The 23,412-nt window shown below is 69.2% G+C and carries 17 protein-coding genes; 8 read left to right on the top strand and 9 right to left on the bottom strand.

The genetic code is table 11. The features are described 5' to 3' along the window. Positions 1-18: 18 nt before the first annotated feature. Positions 19-1,302: a UDP-N-acetylglucosamine 1-carboxyvinyltransferase gene (murA, locus tag GRI40_RS09930; RefSeq protein WP_160611170.1), complete on the bottom strand. Its 1,284-nt coding sequence runs from the start codon at positions 1,300-1,302 to the stop codon at positions 19-21. A 129-nt stretch (positions 1,303-1,431) separates the two neighbouring features. On the opposite strand from murA, the gene GRI40_RS09925 reads away from it, so the two are divergent. Beyond that, a complete protein-coding gene (locus GRI40_RS09925; protein ID WP_160611169.1) occupies positions 1,432-2,307 on the top strand; it encodes a UTP--glucose-1-phosphate uridylyltransferase in 876 nt (291 codons plus the stop codon). Then, positions 2,304-3,647 carry an SLC13 family permease gene (locus GRI40_RS09920; RefSeq protein WP_160611168.1) on the top strand — a complete coding sequence of 448 codons (1,344 nt, stop codon included), beginning with the start codon at positions 2,304-2,306 and terminating at the stop codon, positions 3,645-3,647. The genes GRI40_RS09925 and GRI40_RS09920 overlap by 4 nt, the downstream gene beginning before the upstream one ends. 27 nt (positions 3,648-3,674) lie before the next feature. On the opposite strand, the gene GRI40_RS09915 is transcribed toward GRI40_RS09920, so the two are convergent. The 5 genes from GRI40_RS09915 to GRI40_RS09895 all read right to left on the bottom strand — a co-directional run bounded on the left by GRI40_RS09915 (position 3,675) and on the right by GRI40_RS09895 (position 10,162). Continuing rightward, complete coding sequence (locus GRI40_RS09915) at positions 3,675-5,213, bottom strand: acyl-CoA synthetase (RefSeq protein ID WP_202390312.1); 1,539 nt, start codon at positions 5,211-5,213, stop codon at positions 3,675-3,677. A 159-nt stretch (positions 5,214-5,372) separates the two neighbouring features. Next, entirely contained in the window at positions 5,373-5,993 is a 621-nt protein-coding gene (locus tag GRI40_RS09910; RefSeq protein ID WP_160611538.1) for a M23 family metallopeptidase, read from the bottom strand. Between the two features lie 212 nt (positions 5,994-6,205). Further along, a complete protein-coding gene (locus tag GRI40_RS09905) occupies positions 6,206-7,006 on the bottom strand; it encodes a DUF455 family protein (protein WP_160611166.1) in 801 nt (266 codons plus the stop codon). Further along, a complete protein-coding gene (locus GRI40_RS09900; protein WP_160611165.1) occupies positions 7,003-7,473 on the bottom strand; it encodes a peroxiredoxin in 471 nt (156 codons plus the stop codon). Before GRI40_RS09900 ends, GRI40_RS09905 begins: the two co-directional genes overlap by 4 nt. A gap of 1 nt (position 7,474) precedes the next feature. Beyond that, positions 7,475-10,162 carry a bifunctional [glutamine synthetase] adenylyltransferase/[glutamine synthetase]-adenylyl-L-tyrosine phosphorylase gene (locus tag GRI40_RS09895; RefSeq protein WP_160611164.1) on the bottom strand — a complete coding sequence of 896 codons (2,688 nt, stop codon included), beginning with the start codon at positions 10,160-10,162 and terminating at the stop codon, positions 7,475-7,477. Between the two features lie 101 nt (positions 10,163-10,263). Between GRI40_RS09895 and GRI40_RS09890 the strand changes: the two genes are divergently transcribed. Both GRI40_RS09890 and GRI40_RS09885 read left to right on the top strand, forming a co-directional pair. After that, entirely contained in the window at positions 10,264-11,958 is a 1,695-nt protein-coding gene (locus tag GRI40_RS09890) for a M28 family metallopeptidase (RefSeq protein ID WP_160611163.1), read from the top strand. An 11-nt stretch (positions 11,959-11,969) separates the two neighbouring features. After that, complete coding sequence (locus GRI40_RS09885; RefSeq protein ID WP_160611162.1) at positions 11,970-12,944, top strand: agmatine deiminase family protein; 975 nt, start codon at positions 11,970-11,972, stop codon at positions 12,942-12,944. 22 nt (positions 12,945-12,966) lie between these two features. Here GRI40_RS09885 and GRI40_RS09880 read toward each other — a convergent pair whose 3' ends face one another. From GRI40_RS09880 to GRI40_RS09870, 3 genes are all read right to left on the bottom strand, one after another. Next, entirely contained in the window at positions 12,967-13,638 is a 672-nt protein-coding gene (locus GRI40_RS09880) for a spermidine synthase (RefSeq protein WP_160611161.1), read from the bottom strand. After that, a complete protein-coding gene (gene thrS / locus GRI40_RS09875) occupies positions 13,635-15,674 on the bottom strand; it encodes a threonine--tRNA ligase (protein WP_160611160.1) in 2,040 nt (679 codons plus the stop codon). Before thrS ends, GRI40_RS09880 begins: the two co-directional genes overlap by 4 nt. A 73-nt stretch (positions 15,675-15,747) precedes the next feature. Then, positions 15,748-15,912: a hypothetical protein gene (locus GRI40_RS09870; RefSeq protein ID WP_160611159.1), complete on the bottom strand. Its 165-nt coding sequence runs from the start codon at positions 15,910-15,912 to the stop codon at positions 15,748-15,750. A 79-nt stretch (positions 15,913-15,991) separates the two neighbouring features. Here GRI40_RS09870 and GRI40_RS09865 point away from each other — a divergent pair, with 79 nt between their 5' ends. From GRI40_RS09865 to GRI40_RS09850, 4 genes are all read left to right on the top strand, one after another. Continuing rightward, the gene (locus GRI40_RS09865) at positions 15,992-16,717 is read left to right on the top strand and encodes an alpha/beta fold hydrolase (RefSeq protein WP_160611158.1); all 726 of its coding nucleotides are present in this window, start codon (positions 15,992-15,994) and stop codon (positions 16,715-16,717) included. A gap of 9 nt (positions 16,718-16,726) precedes the next feature. Beyond that, complete coding sequence (locus GRI40_RS09860) at positions 16,727-17,545, top strand: tetratricopeptide repeat protein (RefSeq protein WP_160611157.1); 819 nt, start codon at positions 16,727-16,729, stop codon at positions 17,543-17,545. Next, the gene (locus GRI40_RS09855; protein WP_160611156.1) at positions 17,542-18,525 is read left to right on the top strand and encodes an LLM class flavin-dependent oxidoreductase; all 984 of its coding nucleotides are present in this window, start codon (positions 17,542-17,544) and stop codon (positions 18,523-18,525) included. Before GRI40_RS09860 ends, GRI40_RS09855 begins: the two co-directional genes overlap by 4 nt. A 134-nt stretch (positions 18,526-18,659) precedes the next feature. Beyond that, a complete protein-coding gene (locus GRI40_RS09850) occupies positions 18,660-23,396 on the top strand; it encodes an NAD-glutamate dehydrogenase (protein ID WP_160611155.1) in 4,737 nt (1,578 codons plus the stop codon). The last annotated feature ends 16 nt before the right edge of the window (positions 23,397-23,412 follow it).

The following is a 23,412-nucleotide window of genomic DNA, read 5'->3' as shown; positions in this document are numbered from 1 at the left end:
TCCCGTCAAAGAGAATTCTCATTCGTCTCCGACGCGTTCTACTTGTGCGCCGACCAGTGCGAGCTTTTCCTCCAGCCGCTCGTAACCCCGGTCGAGGTGATAGAGACGCCGCACTTCGGTCTGTCCTTCGGCCGCGAGTCCGGCGATCACGAGGCTCATCGATGCGCGCAGATCGGTGGCCATTACTTCGGCCCCGTGCAGCTTGGCGACGCCGTGAACCACCGCGGTGCGGCCGGAGGTTTCGATGTTCGCCCCCATTCGTGCCAGTTCCGGGACGTGCATGTAGCGGTTTTCGAAAATCGTCTCGTGCAGCACGCTGGCGCCTTCGGCCACCGTCAGCAGGGCCATGAGCTGAGCCTGCATGTCGGTCGCGAGGCCCGGGTAGGGCGCGGTGGAGAGCGTCACCGCGCGCAGCTTGCCATCCGCCGCAACGCGGACGCCGCCCTTCTCCGCATCGACCCTGACGCCGATGTTGCGCAAGGCGTGGATGGTGGCGGACATGTCTTCCGCCTTGGCACCTTCCAGCAGCACTTCGCCCCCGGTGATCGCGGCGGCGCAGGCGTAGCTGCCCGCTTCGATCCGGTCCGGCATGACGCAATAGGTCGCGCCGTGCAGGCGGCGCGCGCCGTGGACCGTCAGGTCCGACGTGCCGATGCCTTCGATCTCGGCACCCATGGCGACCAGCAGATTGCACAAGTCGACGATCTCCGGCTCGCGCGCGGCATTGAGCAGGCGGCTGGTCCCGCTGGCGAGCGCCGCCGCCATGAGCGCGTTTTCGGTCGCGCCGACGGACACCACGGGAAAATCGTACTCCCCGCCCGGCAGCCCGCCGTCCGGCGCGTGCGCGCGAACGTATCCCTGGGCGAGCTCGATCGTGGCCCCCAGCGCCTCCAGCGCCCGCAAGTGCAGGTCGATCGGGCGATTGCCGATGGCGCAGCCGCCCGGAAGCGAGACGGTCGCTTCGCCCATGCGCGCCAGCATCGGGCCGAGCACGAGGATCGAGGCGCGCATCTTGCGCACCAGATCGTACGGCGCGGTCGTGCCGGTGATGCGGGTCGCCTCGAGCGACATGACCCGGCCGAAATCCTCCGGCCGGTTGCCCTGGATGACGGTCGTCACGCCGAACTGGTTCATCAGATGCTGGAACCCGTCGATATCGGCCAGCCGCGGCAGGTTGCGCAGCGTCACCGGCTCTTCGGTCAGCAGGGCGCAGGGAATGAGGGTGAGCGCCGCGTTCTTCGCGCCGCTGATCGGAATGCTGCCACTGAGGCGCTTGCCGCCTTCGACGATGATCTTGTCCATCGACGCGCTTTAGCGCCGGCGGGGCGCGGCACAAGAATTGGTTCGCGCGAAGGTGCGGCGCGCGGGCTGGACGCACGCAAGGCCGCAACCGGTTGACGCCTTCCCCGGCGCCTGCGATTCGCATCGGCCATGATCCGCAAACCTATCCGGAAAGCCGTTTTTCCCGTCGCCGGGCTGGGCACCCGCTTCCTGCCCGCGACAAAGGCGGTGCCCAAGGAAATGCTGCCGATCGTCGACCGACCGCTGATCCAGTACGCCGTGGACGAGGCGCTGGAGGCGGGGATCGAGCAGATGATCTTCGTCACCGGGCGCGGCAAGGCCGCGATCGAGGATCACTTCGACATCGCGTTCGAGCTGGAGCGGACGATGGGTGGCCGCGGCAAGGATCTCGCCGTGCTGGGCCCGACCCGGTTGCCGCCGGGGAATTGCGTTTTCGTGCGCCAGCAGGAACCGCTCGGGCTGGGCCACGCGATCTGGTGCGCCCGCGATATCGTGGGCGACGAACCGTTCGCGGTTTTCCTGCCCGACGAGTTGATGCACGGCAGCCCGGGCTGCATGGCGCAGATGATCGCCGCCTATGACGCGGTGGGGGGCAACCTCATCAGCGTGCTCGACGTCCCGGCCGACCAGGTATCGAGCTACGGCGTGATCGCGCCCGGCGCCGCGGTGACAGACAGCCTGACCGAAGTCACCGGCCTCGTCGAAAAGCCGCCGCTGGGCCAGGCGCCCTCCACCCGGATCATTTCCGGCCGTTATATCCTCCAGCCGGAAGTCATGCGCGTGCTGGAGGCGCAGGAGGCCGGCGCCGGCGGCGAGATACAGCTTACCGACGCGATGGCCCGCATGATCGGCGGCCAGCCCTTCCACGCCGTCACCTTCGCCGGTCGCCGATTCGACTGCGGCAGCAAGCTGGGTTTCGTCGAAGCGACGCTGGCGCTGGCGCTGGAGCGTGAGGACATGGGCAGCGAAGTGCGCGCGATCGCCCAGCGGCTGCTCGGCGCATGAACGCGGTCGCGGATTTCCTCGCGGCCACCGGCCTCACGCCCAACCAGGCGGTGACGCTGGGCGTGCTGGCGGCCGTGGTGGGCGCGATGATCCTCGACCGGTTTCGCGCGGACGTCGTCGCGCTGACCGGGGCGGCGGTGCTGCTGATGACCGGCGCGGTCAAGCCGGTTGACGTGCAGGTCGCATTCGCGAGCCCGGCGATCATCGCGCTCGCCGCGCTGTTCGTGATCGCTTACGCGATGGAGCGTTCCGGCCTGCTCGACAAGGCGATCGGCGGCGGGGTGTGGCTGGCGCGCAAGGCGGGGGCGACCGGCATCTGGATCGTGATGGTCCTGTGCGGCGCGGTCAGCGCGTTCCTGAACAACACGCCGATCGTGGTCCTGGCAGCCCCGGTGATCCGCGACGTGGCGAAGAGCGTGGGGCTCGACCCGCGGCGTTATCTCATGCCGCTATCGTACATCACTGTCCTGGGCGGGTGCTGCACGTTGATCGGCACTTCGACCAACCTGCTGGTCAACGACATGGCCCGTTCCAGCGGTTCGCCGACGTTCTCGATGTTCGAGATTGCGCCGGTCGGCCTGGCGGTGGCCGCGGCGGGCGGCGCGTTCCTGTTTTTCTTCGCCGGGCGGCTGATCCGCTTCGACACGCCGGCAGACGATGCGGAGCGGACGGCCGAGGCGCTGCGCCACCCGGACCAGTCCGCATCGATCGGCAACGCGGCGGTCTTCGCGCCCGAGCACAGCTTCCACCCATGGAGGGCGTTTGCGTCCCTGATGGTCTTCATCGGCGCGGTGACGGCCGCCACGATGGGCGTGGCACCCATCGCCGCGACCGCCTTTGCCGGGGCGGTGCTGCTGATCCTGATCCGCGTGATCGATCCGGACGAGGCATACCGCGGGCTGCGCCCGGAAATCCTGATGCTGATCGCCGGGATGGTGGTGATCGGCGTGGCCATGGAGGAAACCGGCCTTGCCGCCGCGGCGACCGCCAGGCTGGTGAACACCATCGGCCCGCTGGGCCCCCTGTTTGCATTGATCGTGTTCTACGGCGCGACGGTCCTGCTGACCGAACTCCTGTCGAACGCCACCGTCGCGGTGCTGCTGACCCCGGTGGCCGTGAGCCTGGCCGAAGGGCTGGCGGTCCACCCCAAACCGTTCGTCGCCGCCGTCATGATCGGGGCAAGCGCGGCCTTCGCCACGCCATATGGATACCAGACCAATGCGCTGGTCTTCCAGCTGGGCGGATACCGTTACATGGATTTCGTGCGCGTCGGCCTGCCGCTCAACCTCGTCACCTGGGCCGCGGCGTGCATCGCGATCCCGATCGTTTTCCCGTTCTGACGGCCTCGCTCCCGGGATGCCGACCGCCTATCCCGGGCGCTCGGCCGCGGCGCGCTCGCGGAATTCCTCCTTCAGCTTGCGCTTGTAGAGCTTGCCGTTCGCCTCGCGCGGCAGGGCGTCGCGGAACTCGATCTCGCGCGGGAGCTTGAGCCGGGCGAGCCGCTGGCCCAGGTATTCGAGCAACTCGGCCCTCAGGCCGTCGCCGGCCCGCGCCATGTCCGCTGGTTGGACCACCGCCACCACGCGTTCGCCCATGTCGGGGTCCGGCGCGCCGACAACGGCGGCGTCGACGACCGCGGGGTGCGTGATGAGCAGGTTCTCGATCTCCTGCGGGTAGATGTTCACCCCGCCCGAGATGATCATGTTGCTGCGCCGATCCGTGAGATAAAGGTAGCCGTCGGCATCCAGCTTGCCGATGTCGCCCAGGGTGGTCCATCCTTGGGCATGGGTCGCTTCGGCCGTCTTGTCCGGATCGTTGTGATAGGCGAACTGGCTGTCGTTCTCGAAGAAGATCACCCCTTCCTCGCCAACGGGCAGTTCCTTGCCTTCGCCGTCGCAGATATGCGGCACGCCCATGATAGGCTTGCCGACCGAGCCCGGATGATCGAGCCATGCCTGCGCGGTGAGGAACGTCATGCCGTTGCCTTCGCTCCCCGCGTAGTATTCCAGCAGGATCGGCCCCCACCAGTCGATCATCGCGTGCTTCACATCGACCGGGCAGGGCGCGGCCGCGTGGATCGCGCGCTTGTGGCTCGACAGGTCGTACCGCGTGCGCACCTCTTCCGGCAGCTTGAGCATGCGGACGAAGTGAGTCGGCACCCACTGGCTGTCGGTGACCGCGTATTTCTCGATCGCGGCGAGCGCGGCTTCGGGATCGAACTTTTCCATCACCACCACCGTGCCGCCGAGACAGTGCGTGGTCATCGTCCAGCGGAACGGTGCGGCGTGGTAGAGCGGGCCCGGCGAAAGATAGACGACGCTGCCGTCCGTGGGCCATCCGAAGGCGTGGGCCGCCAGCATGACGAGCGGCGAAACCGCCATGTGATCGGGATCGGGCGGGCTGACCGGCTTGATCCCCTTGGGCCGGCCCGTGGTGCCGGAGCTGTACAGCATGGCGAGGCCGGGCGCCTGGTCGGCGATCGGCTCCGCCGGCATGGCCGCGATCGCCGCCGCGGCATCCGGCGCCCCTTCGAACACCAGCTGCGCGACATCGGGCGCCAGCGACGCCAGTTCGGCCAGGCGCGGGGCGAACTGGACTGAACTGATCAGCAGCGTGGCGTCGCTGTCGGCCAGGATATAGGCGATCTCGTCGGCCGTCAGGTGCGTGGAGATCGGTACCAGCGTGGTGCCGGCGCGCTGGTTGCCCCAGGCGATCTCGAGATATTCCGGCCGGTTTTCCAGCAGCAGGGCCACCGCCCCGCCCTGCCCGATGCCCCGGCTGCGCAGCAGCTGGGCGATGCGGTCGGCGGCGGCGTCGAGCTCTCCGTACGTCACGATCTGGCCGCTCCCGGCCATGACGATAGCCGGATGCTGCGCACGCGCCTGCGCGTGGATTGTCGGATGCATCGTCATCTCTCCCGTCGCTCTTTTGACGGGAGCCTAGTTTTCCATTGCCACCGGGCAAGCGAAAAGGGCGGCAGGACTTACGCCCGCCGCCCCGTCACCGGCGCCCTCTCCCAGCTGCCGGAGCCCGCCGCGTTCGGCGGGCGCTGTTCGTCGAAATGCTTACTTCGCGGCGAGCGCGAGACCGCTGCTGCTGCCGCCACCGGTTTCCGCCATGTAGGGGATCGGATTGACCGCTTCGCCGGCAACGCGGACTTCGTAGTGCAGGTGCGGCCCGGTCGAGCGGCCGGTGGAACCGACGTAGCCGATCACGTCGCCCTTGCGCACCCGGTCGCCCGCGGCAACGGCGACGCGGCTCATGTGAGCGTAACGGGTTTCGATGTCGCCGCCGTGCGCGATGGAAACGAACAGGCCGTAGCTGGAGAACCAGTCCGCCTTGCCGATCACGCCGTCGGCGGTGGCGTAGATGGGCGTGCCGGTCGGAGCCGCAAGATCGATGCCCTTGTGGGCGCGCTTGCCGCCGATCACCGGGTGGGTGCGCATGCCGTAGCCGCTGCTGGTGGAGCCGACGGCCAGCGGGGCGCGCGACGGGATGGAAACACCCATCGACGGCGCGACGGGCGTGGAAACGGTCGGACTCTGGTCCATCGAGCGCCAGCTGCTGAACAGCTGCTTGAACTGTTCGTCACCGCCCGAAACGCCCGCTGCCTTGGCATCGCGGACCGGGGCGACCAGGTCCGCCGAAGCGGCGCTGGCGTTGGCGAGGGCGGGCGTGGCGCCCATCGTGAAGACTGCGCCGAATGCCGCGAGTGCAGCAATGACCCGGCGCTGGATAAGGCTTGCGACCAAAATACCCGTCCTTTTTACGGCGACACCCCCCGGCGCCGCTTCGAACCCGATGCGAAATCACCGCAAAAGCGATGTTTCGTTAAATTTCCTGAGACTGATCGGAACCCCCCGCCGTCTCGTGGATTGTGGGTTAAGCGGCGAAACTTTTATGAAGCAAGCACACCGCACGCTGCGAGCGACAAACCGGCAGCCGAACGCGCCGAGTCGTTGAATGGAGGCTTCAGCGCGCCGCGGAAATGCCTGCGCACCAGCGAAATCCATAGCGAATCCGGGCTTACGCCGCGGTTATGCGCAATTCGCCGCAGGTATTTGACGCCAATCCGGACGTGGCGAATTTCGTCGTCAAGGATTCGTTCGAGGATGCGGGCGCCCGATTGATCGCCGGCTGCGCGCACCCGCGCCAGGGTCGCCGGCGTGACGTCAAGCCCGCGCGCCTCCAGCACCATCGGCACGACCGCCAGCCGCGCCGCGACATCGCCAGCCGTGTCCGCGGCGGCCTGCCACAAGCCGTCGTGCGCCGGCAACGCACCGTAATGACTGCCCATCGACGCGAGATGCCGATCCAGCAAGGCGAAGTGCATCGCCTCGTCCGCTGCGACGCCGAGGAAATCGCCGACGAATTCCGCGCCCATTTCCGTGCCGAACCGCCCGGCCATGTCGAGCGCCAGATCGATCGCGACGAATTCGATGTGCGCGAGCGCGTGCCACAGCGCGATCCGCGTCCGCCGCGATCCGCCCTTTCCGCGCTTGGGCATCCGGTTCGGCGGCAGCAGTTCCGGCGCCGCGGGCCGGGCCGGGCGGGACGGCATCGGCAAGTCACCGGACAACGCCAGTAGCCCCAGCCGCCAGTCGCGGGCGACCTTGCGCGCCGCCTTGACCTTGGCCGCAGGGTCAGCGGTCAGCAGCGCCGCGCGGATCGCCGCGCCGACCGACGGGTCCGGGTTCACAGCGCGCGGGCCGCTTCCAGCACTTCGGCGGCGTGGCCCCTGACCTTGACCTTGTTCCAGACCCGCGAAATCCGGCCTTCGGAATCGAGCAGGTAGGTGGTCCGCACCATGCCCATGAACGTCTTCCCGTAGAGCTTCTTTTCCGTCCAGATGCCGAGCGCGTCGGACAGGCCGCCTTCCGCCGCATCGCTCGCCAGCGGGACCGCGAGGCTCTGACGGGCAATGAAGGACGCGTGCCGTGCCGGCGAATCCTTCGACACCCCCAGCAGGGCCACGCCGGCTTCCGCGAACGCCGGGGCGAGTGCGGTGAAGTCCTTCGCCTCGGTCGTGCAGCCGGGCGTGTTGTCCTTGGGATAGAACCAGATCACGGCCGGCGCGCCGGCGAAGTCCGACGGGCGCACCGTGCCGCCTTCGGGCGTTTCCAGCGCGATATCAGGCATCGGGTCGCCCACTCCGGGATAGCTCATTTCACGTCTCCAAGGGTTCGCCGAGCGATTCGGCCCAGCTCGCGGCGACTTCCTGCCGGGCGCGGGCAAAGGCGTCCACCAGCGCGCGCCAGCCATCATGGCCGCATGCTTCGGCCAGCGCCTGCGCTGCCGCAGGAGCCGGTTCGGCAAGGTCCGGCGCGAGCAGCCGGCCCGCGACCAGCAACCGGGTCATCAGCGCCAGCGCGGGGCCCAGTTCCGCACGCAGCACACCCAGTTCGGCCAAATGCGCCACCGCCTTGCCGAGATCGGGATCGAACCCGGCGCGTTCGCGAAGCTGCAGGTAGTGCACCAGGAATTCGAGATCGACGAGCCCGCCGCGCAGCAGCTTTGCATCGAGCGGACCCTGCGGCGGCTTGTGGGCAGCCATTTCCGCCCGCATCCGCAACACGTCGGTCCGCAGCACGTCGGCGTCGCGCGGCTGGTGAAGCACGCTGTCGATGATCGCTTGCAGGCCAGCCCGCGCGTCCGCTGACCCGGTAAGCGGCCGGGCGCGGGCCAGCGCCATGTGCTCCCATGTCCAGGCTTCCTCGCGCTGGTATCGGGCGAAGCTGTCGAGGCTGACGGCGAGCGGCCCCTGAGCGCCCTGGGGGCGCAGCCGGGTGTCGACTTCGTACAGCGCGCCCTCGGCGGTCGGCACGCTGAGCGCAGCCGTCACCCGCTGGGCCAGCCGATTGAAGTAATGCGTGACGCCAAGGGGCCGCCGACCGTCCGATTCCCCGTCGAAGGTGCCGGTGAACAGGTAGATGACGTCAAGGTCCGATGCATGGGTCAGCGTCCCGCCGCCGAGCCGCCCCAGGCCGAGCACGACGAGCTCCCCGCCCGGAACCTTGCCGTGCACCTGTTCGAATTCGCGCACAGCATCGCGCTGCGCCACCACCAGGGCCGCCTCCGCCGTCCGCGACAGCGCCGCGCCGATGGCCAGCGGATCGTGGATCGCCGCAATCGTCTGGAGCCCCAGGCCGAAGCGCAGCTCGCCGGTGACGCGGCGGATGCGGTCGAGCCGGACTTCGTAATCGGTGCCCTCCTCGCAGGCCATGCGGTCGGCGATCGCCTCTACAGGGCCCGGCAGCTCCAGCGCCCGGCGATCGATCAGCGTGTCGAGCAGTTCGGGCCGCCGCCCCAGCTTGTCCGCCAGGGTCGGCGCGAGCACGAGGATGCGGGCAAGCTGGTCGAGCAGCGCGGGGCGCTGGATCAGCAGATTGAACAGGTTGATCGCACTCGGGCTCGCCGCAAGCACGCGCTCCCAGCGGTTGAGCGCCTGCACCGGGTCCGGCGCCGCGGCAAACCGTTCGAGCAGCGTCGGCAGCAGCGTTTCGAACGCATCGCGCGCGGCCTGCGACCGCAGTGCGCGGATCCGTCCGTCCCCCCAGCCGGCGATGCGTTCGGCCAGGCGCTCCCCATCCGGGAAGCCCAGCTCCTCCAGCCGGGCCGCCAGCGCGCCGCCGCGTGCGGGCATCGCGACGGCAACCTCGTCCTCCGCGATCAGCGAATCGTAACGCCGTGCGACCGCGTCCGTTATCGACCGCAGTTCTTCGACCAGTGCCTTTCCATCGGCCAGGCCGTCGAGCGCGGCGACGTTGTCGAGCGCATCGCCGGCAGGGAGGCTGTGCGTCTGGTGGTCTTCGACCATCTGCAGGCGATGCTCGATCGTTCGCAGCCGGTCGTACGCCTCGCCAAGCTCGGCGGCGTCGCCGTTGTCGATCAATCCCGCGGCGGCCAGGGCGTCGAGGGCCGCGCGTGTCCCCCTTTCGCGCAAGGCCGGATCGCGCCCGCCATGGATGAGCTGGTGCGTCTGGGCGAAGAATTCGACCTCGCGTATGCCGCCGCGGCCCAGCTTCACGTTGAACCCGGGCCCGGGCGTGCGCGGCCCCGAATGACTGGCGCGGATGCGCGCGGTCAGGCGGCGAATTTCCCCGATGGCGCCGAAATCGAGGCTGCGGCGCCAGACGAATGGCCGGATTGCGGCGAGGAATCGCTCCCCCGCCGGCACATCGCCGGCGCAGGCCCGCGCACGGATGAATGCCGCGCGCTCCCACGCCAGGGCGGAGCTTTCGTAATGCGTCAATGCCCCTTCCACGGGAATGGCCAGCGGGCTCACCTCCGACGCCGGCCGCAGCCGCAAGTCGACCCGGAAGACATAGCCTTCCGCCGTGACCTCGCTCAGCAAACGAACCACCTCGCTGGCATAGCGCTGGGCCGCCTCCCCCGGATCGTCGCGATCGCGCCGGGGGAGCGTGTCGCGATCGTACAGCAGGATAGGATCGATATCGGAGCTGTAGTTGAGCTCGCACGCGCCGTGCTTGCCCAGCGCCAGGGCGATCATGCCGGCCGGCCGGGCATCTGGCACCCGGCGGCGGATCGCGGCGCCGATTGCCGCGTCCATGGCCCGGTCGGCAAACGCGGACAATTCAGCCACGACCCGGGCCAGGGGGAAAGCGCCCGCCAGGTCGCCCAGCGCCAGCGTCGTCGCCAGGGCCAGCCGCTGGCGCCGCAGGGTGCTGCCGACCTCCCCGGCGCCCGATCCTGCATCCGCGACCCAGCGCAAGGCCGCTTCGCCGTCCCCGGTCTCGAGCAAGGCGGCAAGATCCGGCTGGCGATCGAGGGCGCGGGCCAGGAACGGCGCGTGCCTGCGTGCGCGTTCGATCGCGGATGACCAGTCGCCTTCCATTCCGCGTGCCCTGCCGCCTCGCGCCCGGCCGTGCAAGCCGCGCGCCCTTGCGGCGGGTGCCCGGCTTTGCGACAAGCGCGCCAAATCGAAGGGGAAATGCCATGATCGCCCGCCTGCTGACCGCCGCCGCCACCGCCGCCCTGCTGACCGCCTGCACCACGGCCGCCGCGCCGCCACCTCCGGCATCGGGCGCCGTGCCCGAAGTCGCCGCCGGCACGCTGTCGGAAGCGACCATGCGTCATGCGATCGCGCGCCTGGCCTCCGACGAATTCGAAGGGCGCGCGCCCGGGACCGCGGGGGAAGAAAAGACGGTCGCCTTCCTCATCGACCAGTTCAGGAAGGCCGGGCTGGAGCCGGGCAACAACGGATCGTGGGTGCAGCGCGTGCCGCTGGTCGAGATCACCGGCGCGAATTTCGCCCCGCTTGCCGTCACCGGGCCTGACGGCAAGACGCAGACTTTCGCTTACGGCGACGACTGGGTGGCGGCGACCTACCGCGAGACACCGACGGTAAACCTCGCAAACAGCGAGCTCGTCTTTGTCGGTTTCGGCATCGTCGCCCCGGAGAAGGGCTGGAACGATTACGCCGGCGTCGACATGAAGGGCAAGACGGCGGTGATCCTGGTCAACGACCCGGATTACGAAGCGCAGGGTCTGACCGGCGAATTCAACGGCCGCGCGATGACCTATTATGGTCGGTGGACCTACAAGTTCGAAGAAGCCGCCCGCCAGGGCGCGGCGGCCGCGATCATCGTGCACGACACGTTCCCCGCCGCCTATGGCTGGAACGTCGTCGAAAGCAGCTGGTCGGGCCCGCAGGTCTATGCCCAGCGCGGCGACAAGGGCGCAGACCAGACCATGATGAACGGCTGGGTACAGAAAGGCGTGGCGGAGAAGATCCTTGCCGCCGGGGGCCAGGACCTGGCGCGGCTGTCCGCGGCGGCGAAGGCGAAGGGATTCAAGCCGGTGCCCCTGGGCGTGAAGGCTGCGACCCGCTTCGACAACACGATGCGCACTTTCGAATCGCAGAACGTGATCGCGATGCAGAAGGGCAGCGTCGCGCCGGACGAATACGTTCTCTACACCGCGCACTGGGACCACCTCGGCCGCTGCAAGGCGGACGCGACGGGCGACGATATCTGCAACGGCGCGGTCGACAATGCCACGGGAACGGCCGCCCTCGTCGCGCTGGGTGAAGCCAACGTCAAGGCAGGGCCCGCGCGCCGCAGCCAGGTGTTCCTGGCCGTCACGGCCGAGGAATCGGGCCTGCTGGGCAGCGAATACTACGCGGCGAACCCGGTCTTCCCCCTCGCCCAGACGGTGGGCGGGGTGAACATGGACGGCCTGCTGGCCGGCGGCCGTTCGCGTGACGTGACGATCGTGGGCGGCGGCAAGAGCGAACTCGACCGCTACCTCGATTGGGCGCTCTCCGCGGAAGGCCGCGCCGGCACGCCCGAACCGACGCCGGAAAAGGGGTTCTACTACCGTTCCGACCACTTCAGCCTCGCCAAGCGCGGGGTGCCGATGCTCTATATCGATGCTGGTGAAGACATGGAGACAGGCGGGGTCGCCGCGGGCAAGGCAGCGGCCAAGGCTTACGAAGAAGCGCGCTATCACCAGCCGGCGGATGAATACGACGCGAGCTGGGACATGTCGGGCCTGATGCAGCAGGTGCAATTGTTCTACCGCGTCGGCCGCAGCATGGCGATGGCGAGCGGCTGGCCGAACTGGGTGGAAGGCGACGAATTCCGCGCGATCCGCGACCGCAACTGCGCGCAGAGCGCCGCCGGCTGCTGAGCAGGCGCACGATGACCGTGACGATGCCGCCCGAATGGGCGCCGCAGGAATGGCTGTGGATCGGCTTTCCCCACGATGCGGAGGAATGGCCCGATTTCCTTCCGCGCGCGCAGGAGCAGGTCGCGGCATTCGCGAACGCCGTTGCCGAGAGCGGGCAGCCCGTTCGCCTGCTGGTGCGCGATGCGGCAAACGAGGCGCGGGCGCGCGCGCTCGTTTCGGGCGCGGTCACGCTCGAGCGGCGAACTTACGGCGACATCTGGCTGCGCGACACGGGTCCGCTGGTCCGGGGCGACGGCACCGCGCTCCGCTGCCGGTTCAACGGCTGGGGCGGCAAGTTCCTGATGGAAGGCGACCGGGAGATCGGCGCCGCGCTGGCCCGGGATGCCGGGCTGCCGGTCAAGGCGAGCGACTGGATCCTCGAAGGCGGCGCGATCGACACCGACGGCACCGGCCTGGTTGTGACGACGGAGCAGTGCCTGCTCAACCCCAACCGCAATCCCGACCTGTCACGCAGCGAGATCGAGGCGCGGCTGGCGCGCGACCTCGGCTTCACGCGCGTCCTGTGGCTGGGCGATGGCCTGGTGAACGATCACACGGACGGCCACGTCGATAACCTCGCCCGCTTCGTCGCGCCGAACCGGCTCGCGCTGCCGCGCGCGACCGGGGCTGGCGATCCCAATGCCGCGATCTATGCAGACGCGAAGGCGCGGGCCGAGGCGTTCGGGGTCGAGGTTGCGGAAATCCCCTCGCCCGGCCTGGTCACGCGGGGCGATTTCGTCGAGCCGGCGAGCTACGCCAACTTCGCGGTGACGACGAAGCTGGTGGTCGTGCCCACGTTCGGCTCGCTGCACGATGCGGACGGCGTCGCGGCGATCGCGGCGCTGTTTCCCGACCGCGCGACGATCGGGTTGCCGGCGGACGCGGTGCTGGCCGGGGGCGGCGGCTTTCACTGCGCCAGCCAGCAGATGCCGCGCCTGGCAGGATAAAACCGCTCTCCGGTGGCCGGCGTCAGGGGGGCGTCGCGAACCATATCGTATGGCGCGGGCCCTTGCCGCCGATGCGGGCGGACACGCTGACTTCGTCCACCTCGAACCCGGACTTGCCGAGACGCCGGGCGAACGCCGGGTCGGGCGCGGCGGACCAGATCGCCAGCACCCCGCCCGGCCGCAGCGCGTGGCGGGCGGCGCGCAGGCCCTGCGGCGAATAGAGCGCATCGTTCTCTGCGCGCACCAGCCCGTCAGGGCCGTTATCCACGTCGAGCAGGATGGCGTCCCACGCGTGCGGCCGCTCGCGAATCGCAGTGCTCACATCGCCCATGCGCAGGGTGACGCGGTGATCGTCGAGACAGCCGGCCGCGAGTTCCGCCATCGGGCCGCGCGCCCATTCGACGATCTCGGGCACCAGTTCCGCCACCGTCACCCGCCCGCCGGAGCCCATCCGCGCGAGGGCCGCGCGCAGGGTGAAGCCCATGCCGTAACCGCCGATGAGCAGGTGCGGTGCGGCCGCGTGGGGAAGCCGGTCGAGCGCCATTTCGGCGAGCGCCACCTCCGAGCCCCAGCGCCGCGTGCTCATCAGTTCGTTATGGCCCAGCACGATCATGAAGTCGGCGTCGTGGCGGTAGAGGTCGAGCCGCTCCCCGCCCGGGACCTGGGCCGAGCCCAGCAGTTCGCGCTGAATCAAACCCGGAGGTCCGGTGGGGTCGCTTCCGCCCGGAGAAGCGCGATCGCCTCGGCAAGCGAGAGCACTTTCTGGTGCTCCGCGCCGAGGGTGCGCAGGGCCACGGTCCCTTCCTCCGCCTCGCGCTTGCCGACCACCAGCAGGTGCGGGACTTTTGCCAGAGAGTGTTCCCTTACCTTGTAATTGATCTTCTCGTTGCGAAGATCCGTCTCGACCCGAATACCTGCCGCCGCGAGCTGCCGCGCGACATCGCCGGCGTAGCCATCGGCTTCCGACACGATCGTCGCGACCACCGCCTGAGTGGGCGCAAGCCAGAGCGGCAGCTTGCCGGCAAAATGTTCGATCAGGATGCCGATGAAGCGTTCGTAGGAGCCGAAGATCGCCCGGTGCAGCATCACCGGACGATGTTTCTCCCCGTCTTCGCCGATGTAGCTTGCATCCAGCCGGTCGGGCAGCACCCGGTCGCCCTGGATCGTGCCCACCTGCCAGGTCCGCCCGATCGCGTCGGTGAGGTGCCATTCCAGCTTGGGGGCATAGAACGCGCCTTCGCCGGGCAGTTCTTCCCACCCGTAATCCGCGTTGGCCATGCCGGCTTCGGCCACGGCATCGCGCAGTTCCTGTTCCGCCTTGTCCCAGTCCGCTTCCGAGCCGAACCGTTTTTCCGGACGAAGCGCCAGCTTGACGTGGTAGCTGAACCCGAAATCGCGATAGACGCTGTCGGCCAGCGCGCAGAACGCGCGCACTTCTTCCACCACCTGCGCTTCGGTGCAGAAGATATGCGCGTCGTCCTGGGTGAACTGGCGCACGCGCATCAGGCCGTGCAGCGCGCCGTGCGGTTCGTTGCGGTGGCAGCAGCCCATCTCGCCGAGGCGGATGGGCAGTTCGCGGTAGCTGGTGATCCCCTGCTTGAAGACGAGGACGTGCGCCGGGCAGTTCATCGGCTTCAGCGCCATCCATTCGGCTTCATCGGCCACGCGCGGCGCGGCGCCGGCACCCTCTCCGTCGAGGTCGGGCACGATGTCGGGCACGGCGAACATGTTTTCGGCATATTTGCCCCAGTGTCCGGACTGTTCCCACTGGCGCACGTCCATCAGTTGCGGCGTCTTGATCTCGCGGTAGCCGGCGGCGTCCATCTTACGCCGCATGTAGGATTCGAGTTCGCGCCAGATGCGGAAGCCCTGCGGATGCCAGAACACGCTGCCGTGCGCTTCTTCCTGCAGGTGGAACAAGTCCATCTCGCGGCCCAGCTTGCGGTGGTCGCGCCTGGCCGCTTCCTCCAGCCGGTGGAGATGCGCGTCGAGCTGCTTCCTGTTCAGCCAGCCGGTGCCGTAGATGCGCGTGAGCTGCGCGTTGTTCTGGTCGCCCCGCCAGTAGGCGCCGGCCACCCGCATCAGCTTGAACGCCGCCGGATCGAGCTTGCCGGTCGAGGGCAGATGGGGCCCCCGACACATGTCGAGCCACGCGCCCTCCTCGCCCGGCTGGCCGGAGTGATAGACGGTCAGCTCCTCGTTCTCGGGCAGCTCGGCAGCCCATTCGGCCTTGAAGGTTTCGCCATCGGCGCGCCACTTCTCGATCAGGCGCTGGCGGCTCCACACCTCGCGTACCAGCGGCTTGTCGGCGCGGATGATCTCGCGCATCTTTTCCTCGATCGCCGGCAGGTCGTCCATCGAGAACGGATCGCGCGTGGCGGGCGCCATGACGTCGTAATAGAACCCGTCGTCGGTCGCCGGGCCGAAGGTGATCTGCGTGCCGGGCCACAAGGCCTGCACCGCTTCGGCCAGCACGTGCGCGTAATCGTGCCGCGCAAGCTCCAGCGCATCGGCCTCGTCGCGGCTGGTGACGAGCGCGAGCGCGGCGTCGCCTTCGAACGGGCGATTGAGATCGCGCAGTTCCGCCCCCGAGCCATGATCCACGCGCGCCGCCAGCGCCGCCTTGGCGAGGCCCGGGCCGATCGCGGCGGCGATGTCGCCGGGCGTGGAGCCGGCGGGCACTTCGCGCACCGATCCGTCGGGGAGGCTGATCTTGAGAAGCTCGGTCATGAATACCCTTGGCCGCGATATGCGCGGTTTGCCTGGCGGGCCCTTGGCACAAGGCGGGGCGCGCCGGAAGGCGTCAGATGTTCGGCAGTTCCGGGGGATGACGCCGTTCCGCCCCGAAACCGGGCGGCGGCGAACCTGCTAGCGCAGGATCGACCAGCCCCGGCACGCCGGGCTGGTGGTAGTCGAAATTGCAGCAGCATTCGTCATCGCCGTCATAATACGCCGGCAGCCGGGCCATCTCAACCCCCCGGCGCCGGGCCGCGGGATTCGGCCTTCATACCATTGCCCCCGCCCGCGCCGCCCGGCACAAGCCGGTCATGATCGAAACGCAATACCATGTCGTGGGGGATCGCCGCATCGCCCTGCGCCACGTCGCGGGCCAAGGCCCGGCGATCGTGTTCCTGCCGGGCTACATGTCCGACATGGCCGGCAGCAAGGCGTGCGCGGTCATGAAATGGGCGCGCGGCGAAGGGCGCGAATGCCTGCTGCTCGATTATTCGGGATGCGGCGAATCGGACGGCGCCTTCGCGGAAGGGACGCTCCGCAGATGGCGGGATGAAGTGCTCGCACTCATCGCGGCGCGCGTGCGCAATCCGGTGATCCTGGTCGGCAGCTCCATGGGCGGCTGGCTGATGCTTCTTGCCGGCCTCGCACTCGGCGAGCGACTGCACGGTCTCGTCGGCATCGCCGCCGCGCCGGATTTCACCGAATGGGGCCGATCGGCAGAGGACAAGGCGCGGCTGCAAAACGGAGAGACAGTGCTCGACGAAAATCCCTACGGGCCCGATCCCACGCCGATGCATCCCGCTTTCTGGGCGGACGGACAGGCGAACCTGTTGCTCGACGACCCCATCCCGCTCGATTGCCCCGTCCACCTTTTGCACGGCATGGAAGACCGGGACGTCCCGTGGGAGATTTCGCTGCGCCTGTCCCGCGCGCTGCGTTCGCCGCAGGTTCACCTGACGCTGGTCAAGGACGGCGACCACCGGCTCAGCCGCGAGGCGGACATCGCCTTGCTCCTGACCACGATCGCCACCATCTGAAGGCCCGACATGCTCACCGCCCTCGCCCCCATTCTCCTGATGCAGGTCGGCATCGCGCCCACCGCCGCGCCGGTCAGCGCCGTCCCGCCGGAACTGCGCGACAGGCCGGCGCGCAATGCGCCCATGCCCGATCGCGCGGCAGCCCAGCCGGCGATAGAGGTGTGCCTGCAGACGGCGCGGACCGACCCCGCCCGTGCGCGCGCGATCGCGGAGGAATGGACGGCGCGCACCGCGGGCGTCCAGCGCGCGGCGGGGCAGCACTGCCTGGGCGTCGCCGCGGCCAATGCCGGCGACTGGCGCGCGGCTTCGGACGCCTTCATCGCGGCGCGGGAAGGGGCGACCGATGGCCGCTTCCGCGCGCGGATGGGCGCGCTCGCGGGCAGCGCATTGCTGGCGCAGGACCGCGCGAAAGACGCCTTGCGCATACTCGACGCCTCCGCCCTGGAGGCTGCGGGCGAACCTGAACTCGCGGGCGCCATCGCGATGGACCGCGCCAGTGCGCTGATCGCGCTGGACCGAACGCAGGATGCCGCCACCGCGCTTTCCGCCGCGCGCGCCGCCGTGCCCGGCGATGCCCACGCTTGGCTGCTCTCCGCCACCCTTGCCCGCAGGGACGGCGATCTGGCGTCCGCGCAGTCGTGGATCGAGGAAGCCGCGCGGCGCGATCCGCGCGATCCGACCATCGGCCTGGAAGCCGGCGTGATCGCCGCGCTCGGCCAGCGGGATGACGCAGCGCGGCGCTCGTTCCAGTCGGTGGTGGAGACCGCTCCCGACAGTGCGGAGGCGGCGGCCGCGCGCCAGTATCTCGCGCAGCTCGCCGGCGGATGATCCCGCTTTCCGTCCTCGAACTCGTGTCCGTGCGCGAAGGCGGCACCGTGGGCGAGGCGCTGCGCGCCGCCGCCAGCCTGGCGCGGTGTGCCGAACGCCATGGCTACAAGCGCTTCTGGGTCGCGGAACATCACGCGATGGAGGGCATTGCCGGCGGGGCGACATCGGTCGTGCTGGCGCATATCGGCAACGCGACGTCGACGATCCGCGTGGGATCGGGCGGCATCATGCTGCCCAACCACAACCCGTTCGTGATCGCCGAACAGTTCGGCACGCTGGACGCGCTGTTCCCCGGGCGGGTCGACCTGGGGCTGGGCCGGGCCCCGGGCGCCGGTCCCGAACTGCAGCGGGCCCTGCGCAAGAACCTGCACCAGGCGGCCGAATATTTCCCGCAGGACGTGGCGGACCTGCGCGCGCTGCTGACCGGGGAGCCGCCGACCACGATCCGCGCGACGCCCGGGCACGGGTCCAATGTCGAGATGTGGATGCTGGGCTCCAGCCTGTTCGGGGCCGATCTCGCGGCAAAGCTTGGCATGCCCTATGCGTTTGCGAGCCATTTCGCGCCCGATCACCTCGACGCTGCGCTCGCCCTCTACCGCCAGCGCTTCCAGCCGTCGCAGTGGCTGGAGCGGCCCTATGTAATGGCAGCGATGACGGTCTTTGCCGCAGAGACCGATGCCGAAGCGGAGTTGATCGCCAGTTCCCAGCAGCAGAGCTTCGTCCGCCTGCGCACGGGGAACCCCGGCAAGCTTCCGCCGCCAATCGCCAATTATCGCGATAGCCTGCCCGTGCAGGCGCAGGCCATGCTGGCGCACATCGGCCAGGCGAGCGCGATCGGCTCGCCCGCCACGGTGCGCGAGGCGATCGGCCGGTTCGTCGAACGCACCGGAGCGCACGAGATCATCGCATCGGGCGCTGCCTACGATGCCGACGCGCGCGAGAATTCGCTGGCGCTTACGGTCGAGGCGCTGAACGGGTAGAAGGGCGCCAGCCGGGGTGGGGCGCTGCCCTTGCGGGGTAGGAGGCAAAGGCCTATCGGCCTCAGATTGCTGCAATAGGCGGCAACAATATAACACGGGCCCGAAACCCGCGCGGCCCAACGGAGTAAGACCCGATGGCCGCTGACGCCGCTGATACCGATCACAAATCCCCTGTGCCTTCCGCTGGAGGCACCGCCTTGTCGAAGGCGCTGGCGGAGCGGCTGGCCGATTCGATCCTGCCCGGCGACACGCCGATGGCGCACAGCGAACTGGAAGAAGCGGCGCGGTTCCTGCTGGAGGCGGCGGTCCGGCGCGAAGCGGGCCAGCCGATCATCGCCCTGGGATCGCCCGGCGACGGACGCCGGTTCATGCGGATCGCCATCATCAATGACGACATGCCGTTCCTGGTGGATTCGGTCTCGGCGTGCGTCGCTGCCCATGGCCTCGCCATCGACCGCCTGCTCCACCCCGTCGTCGCGGTCCGCCGCGATGATGCCGGGGCCATCGTTGCCCTGCCCGCCAGCGCCGCCGGGGAAGCGCGCGAATCGATGATCTACATCGAGACGCCGCGCCTCGACGCCAAGATGCGGCGCGAGCTGGAAAAGGACCTTGCCGTCACGCTGGCCGACGTCCGGGCCGCGGTCACCGACTGGGGCAAGATGCGCGAGGCGATGCTGGCGGACGCCGAGCGGCTGGTCGACACCGAGGGCGGCGCCCTGCTGCGCTGGCTGGAAGACGGGATGCTGACCCAGCTCGGCCACATCGTCCGCTATCGCGACGGCAGGAACGCCGGCGCGCTGGGCATCTGCCGCAAGAGCGCCCGTCAGATCCTGGCCGATGCATCCTATGACCGCGCGTTCGCCTGGTTCGAGGACAGCGCGAACGACGGGCACGCCCCGCTGATCGTCAAGGCGAACCGCACGTCCAACGTTCATCGCCGTGTGCCGCTCGACCTGTTCATCGTGCCGGTTCACGACGATGGCAAGCTCGCCGCGCTGTCGATCCACGCCGGCGTGTGGACCAGCGCGTCGCTGGCCACGCCGCCGGCCCAGGTGCCCCGCCTGCGCGCGCAGCTGGCGCAGCTCAACGCCAAGTTCGGGTTCGATCCCGCCAGCCATACCGGCAAGGCCCTGGTCCACGCGCTGACCGCGCTGCCGCACGATCTGGTGATCGGCTTTTCCGACGCCGATATCGAACGCGTGGCGACCACGATGATGAGCCTGGTCGACCGGCCGCGGCCGCGCCTGGTGCTGGTCGAAGCGCCGCTGTCGCGCCACCTGTTCGCGTTCGTCTGGCTGCCGCGCGACATGCTGTCCACCCAGGTGCGCCTGCGGATCGAAGCCTTGCTGGAAGAAGGTTCGGGCGCGAAGGCGCTCGACTGGAGCCTGCAGGTCGAAGGCGGCAACCTCGCCATGCTGCGCTACGTGCTCGATTATCGCGAGAACGAGGGCACGCCGGACGTTTTCGCCATCGAGAACGCGCTCCAGGCCCTGCTGCGCGGCTGGGGAGAGGCTGTCGAAAGCGAGCTGGCGGAGGACGAGGAACCCGCCCGCGCCGCCGCGCTCGCCGCGCGGTTCGCAGACAGCTTCCCCACCAGCTACCGCACCGCCTATGGCGCGGCCGAGGCCGCGCGCGACATCCGCCGGTTGCGGCGCCTGGCGTCGGCCGATGGCGAGGGCGGCGCGGACATGCCGCAGCGCGACGTTCGCCTCTATCGCCTTGCCGGCGACGCCGACGACCGCCTGCGCCTGAAGGTCTATCAGCACGCCGGATCGTTCGCGCTGTCTGATGCCGTGCCCGTGATGGAGAACTTCGGCTTCCGCGTGCTGGAGGAAGTGCCCACTTCGCTGGGCCAGGGGCGGCTCGGCACGATCCACGATTTCACCCTCGGCCTCGGCGAAGGAGAGGAGGCGGACGCCTTGCTCGCCCGCTGCGACGCCATCGAACGCGCCATCGCGGACGTGCTGAACGGCGGTGCGGAAAACGATCCGTTCAACCGGCTGGTGGTCGGCACCGGCCTGGCGGCGACGGACGCGGACCTGCTGCGCGCGCTCTATCGCTATCTGCGCCAGACCGGCATGGGCTTCACCATTCACACCGTGGTCGACGCCTTGCGCCGCGCCCCGCAGGTCACGCGGCCGCTGGTCGCCCTGTTCGCAGCGCGAAACGATCCCGCCTTCCCGAACGACCGCACCCAGGCGGCGGAAGAGCAGGACGAGGCGATCCGCCGCGGCCTCGCCCAGGTGACCGCGATCAACGACGACCGCCTGCTGCGCCTCTATCACGGCGCGATAAAGGCGATCCTCCGCACGAACGCGTTCGCCCCCGCCGCGCGCGAGGCGCTGGCGCTCAAGTTCGATTCGGCGCTGGTGCCGGGCCTGCCCAAGCCGCTGCCCTGGCGCGAAATTTTCGTCTATTCCCGCCGCGTGGAAGGCATTCACTTGCGCGCCGGCCCCGTCGCGCGCGGGGGCCTGCGCTGGTCCGACCGCCGCGACGACTTCCGCACCGAAGTCCTCGGCCTGATGAAGGCGCAGCGGGTCAAGAACGCCGTGATCGTTCCCACCGGGGCCAAGGGCGGCTTCTACCCCAAGCAATTGCCCGATCCCGCGCGCGATCGCGAAGGCTGGGCCGCCGAAGGGCGCGCAAGCTACCAGATCTTCATTCGCTCGCTGCTGTCGATCACCGACAACATCGTCAACGACCAGGTCGTCCACCCGGCCGATGTCGTCATCAACGACGGCAACGACCCCTACTTCGTCGTGGCCGCGGACAAGGGCACGGCGGCGTTCTCCGACGTCGCCAATGCCATCGCCGAAGAGCGCGACTTCTGGCTGGACGATGCGTTCGCCAGCGGCGGTTCCAAGGGGTACGACCACAAGGAAATGGGCATCACCGCCCGCGGCGCGTGGCTTTCGGTCCGGCGCCACTTCCTGGAAATGGGCATCGACGTGCAGACCCAGCCGGTCCGCGTGGCGGGCTGCGGCGACATGTCGGGCGACGTGTTCGGCAACGGCATGCTGCTTTCGCAGGCCATCCGCCTGGTTGCGGCATACGATCATCGCCACATCTTCCTCGATCCCGATCCCGATCCGGCCACCAGCTGGCAGGAACGCAAGCGCCTGTTCGACCTGCCTCGGTCGAGCTGGGACGACTATGACAAGGCGCTGATCAGCAAGGGCGGTGGTGTGTTCGCCCGCAGCCTGAAGAAAGTGCCGCTGTCGGATCAGGTGCGCGCCGTGCTGGGCGTGGACGCAAGCGAGATGGAGCCTGACGCCCTGATCTCCGCGATCCTCCAGGCGCCGGTTGACCTGCTGTGGTTCGGCGGCATCGGCACGTACATCAAGTCCTCGGCCGAAACCAACCCCCAGGTCGGCGATCCGGCCAATGACGCGCTGCGGGTGGACGGCGCGAATGTCCGCGCGAAAGTCATCGGCGAAGGTGCGAACCTGGGCGTCACCCAGGCCGGGCGCATCGAGTTCGCCCTGCGCGGCGCCGAAGGGCGCGGCGGCCGCATCAACGCCGATTTCATCGACAATTCGGCCGGCGTCGACAGTTCCGACAACGAGGTGAACATCAAGATCGCGCTGGCCGCGGCCAAGCGTGCCGGCAAGATGACGGAGCCGGAGCGAGTGGACCTGCTCGTCTCGATGACCGAGGAAGTCGCGCACCTCGTGCTCGAGAACAACCGCCTGCAGGCACTGGCGCTGTCGATCGCATCGCGCGGCGGCCCGGCGGCGACGGCATCCTATTCGCGGCTTATCGAAACGCTGGAAGACCGTGGCGCGCTCGACCGCAAGACCGAAGGCCTGGCGGACGCCGACATCCTGGCCCGCCGTGGGAGCGACGGCGACGGCCTGACCCGGCCCGAACTTGCGGTGCTGCTGTCATCGGCGAAGCTGGTGCTGCAGGACGCGATCGAGGACAGCGCGCTGCCCGCGGATCCGCTGCTGGAAGATACGTTGCTGGCCGCGTTCCCGGAACCGATGCGCAAGGACTGGCGTGCCGAGATCATGGGGCACCGTCTCCGCACCGAGATCATCGCAACGAAGCTTGCGAACCGGATGGTGAACCGTCTCGGCATCGTTAACCCCTTTGAACTGGCGGAGGAAGAAGGCGCCAGCCTGGCGCAAGTGGCATCGGCATTCGTGGCCGCGGAAAAGTTGTTCGACGCCCCGGCGCTGTGGCAGTCGCTGGAAACCACCGCCATGCCCGAAGCCGCGCGGCTCATCCTGTTCGACCGGCTCGCTTCCGCACTGCGGAGCCAGATGGCGGACTTGCTCCGCGCCGGGGCCGGCGCGTGCAAGCCGTCCGCGATGATCGACGAACTGGCCGCCGGCATTGCCGATCTCGGGGATGCGACGGACAGCCTGCTCGCCGCCGAATCGCGGCAGCAATCGGCCCGCCTGCGCGCCGAATTCATCGAGGCGGGCGCGACCGAGGAGATGGCCGGGCAAGTGGCCCACATCTACGACGTCGACGGCGTGGTGGGTCTGGCCAATCTGGCCGGCGACGCGGGTATTCCGCCCCGCGCGCTCACGGCGGGTTTCACCCGGCTGGGCGAAGTCCTGGGCCTGGACTGGGCCCAGGGCACCGCGAAGCTGATGAACCCGTCCGATGTCTGGGAACGGCTCCTGGTCGCCGGCCTTGCGCGCGATTTCCAGCAGATGCGGCTGGACTTCCTGCGCAGGCTGGCCCGGCGCAAGGACGCCAAGGACGATCCCGCGGCGGCGGTGGAGGCCTGGATCGCGGCGCACGACGCCGAAATCCGGCAGTTCCGCAGCATGATCGGGCGCGCGCAGTCCCATACTCCGGTGGCGCCGGCCATGCTGGCTCAGATCGCGAGCCAGGCGCGAAACCTGCTGGGGCGCTAGCGCGCCGCTTGACGGC

Source organism: Tsuneonella aeria (assembly GCF_009827495.1).
Lineage (GTDB): Bacteria > Pseudomonadota > Alphaproteobacteria > Sphingomonadales > Sphingomonadaceae > Tsuneonella > Tsuneonella aeria.
Note: the sequence above shows the minus strand (reverse complement) of the source record. Positions and strands in the feature narration are given on the sequence as shown.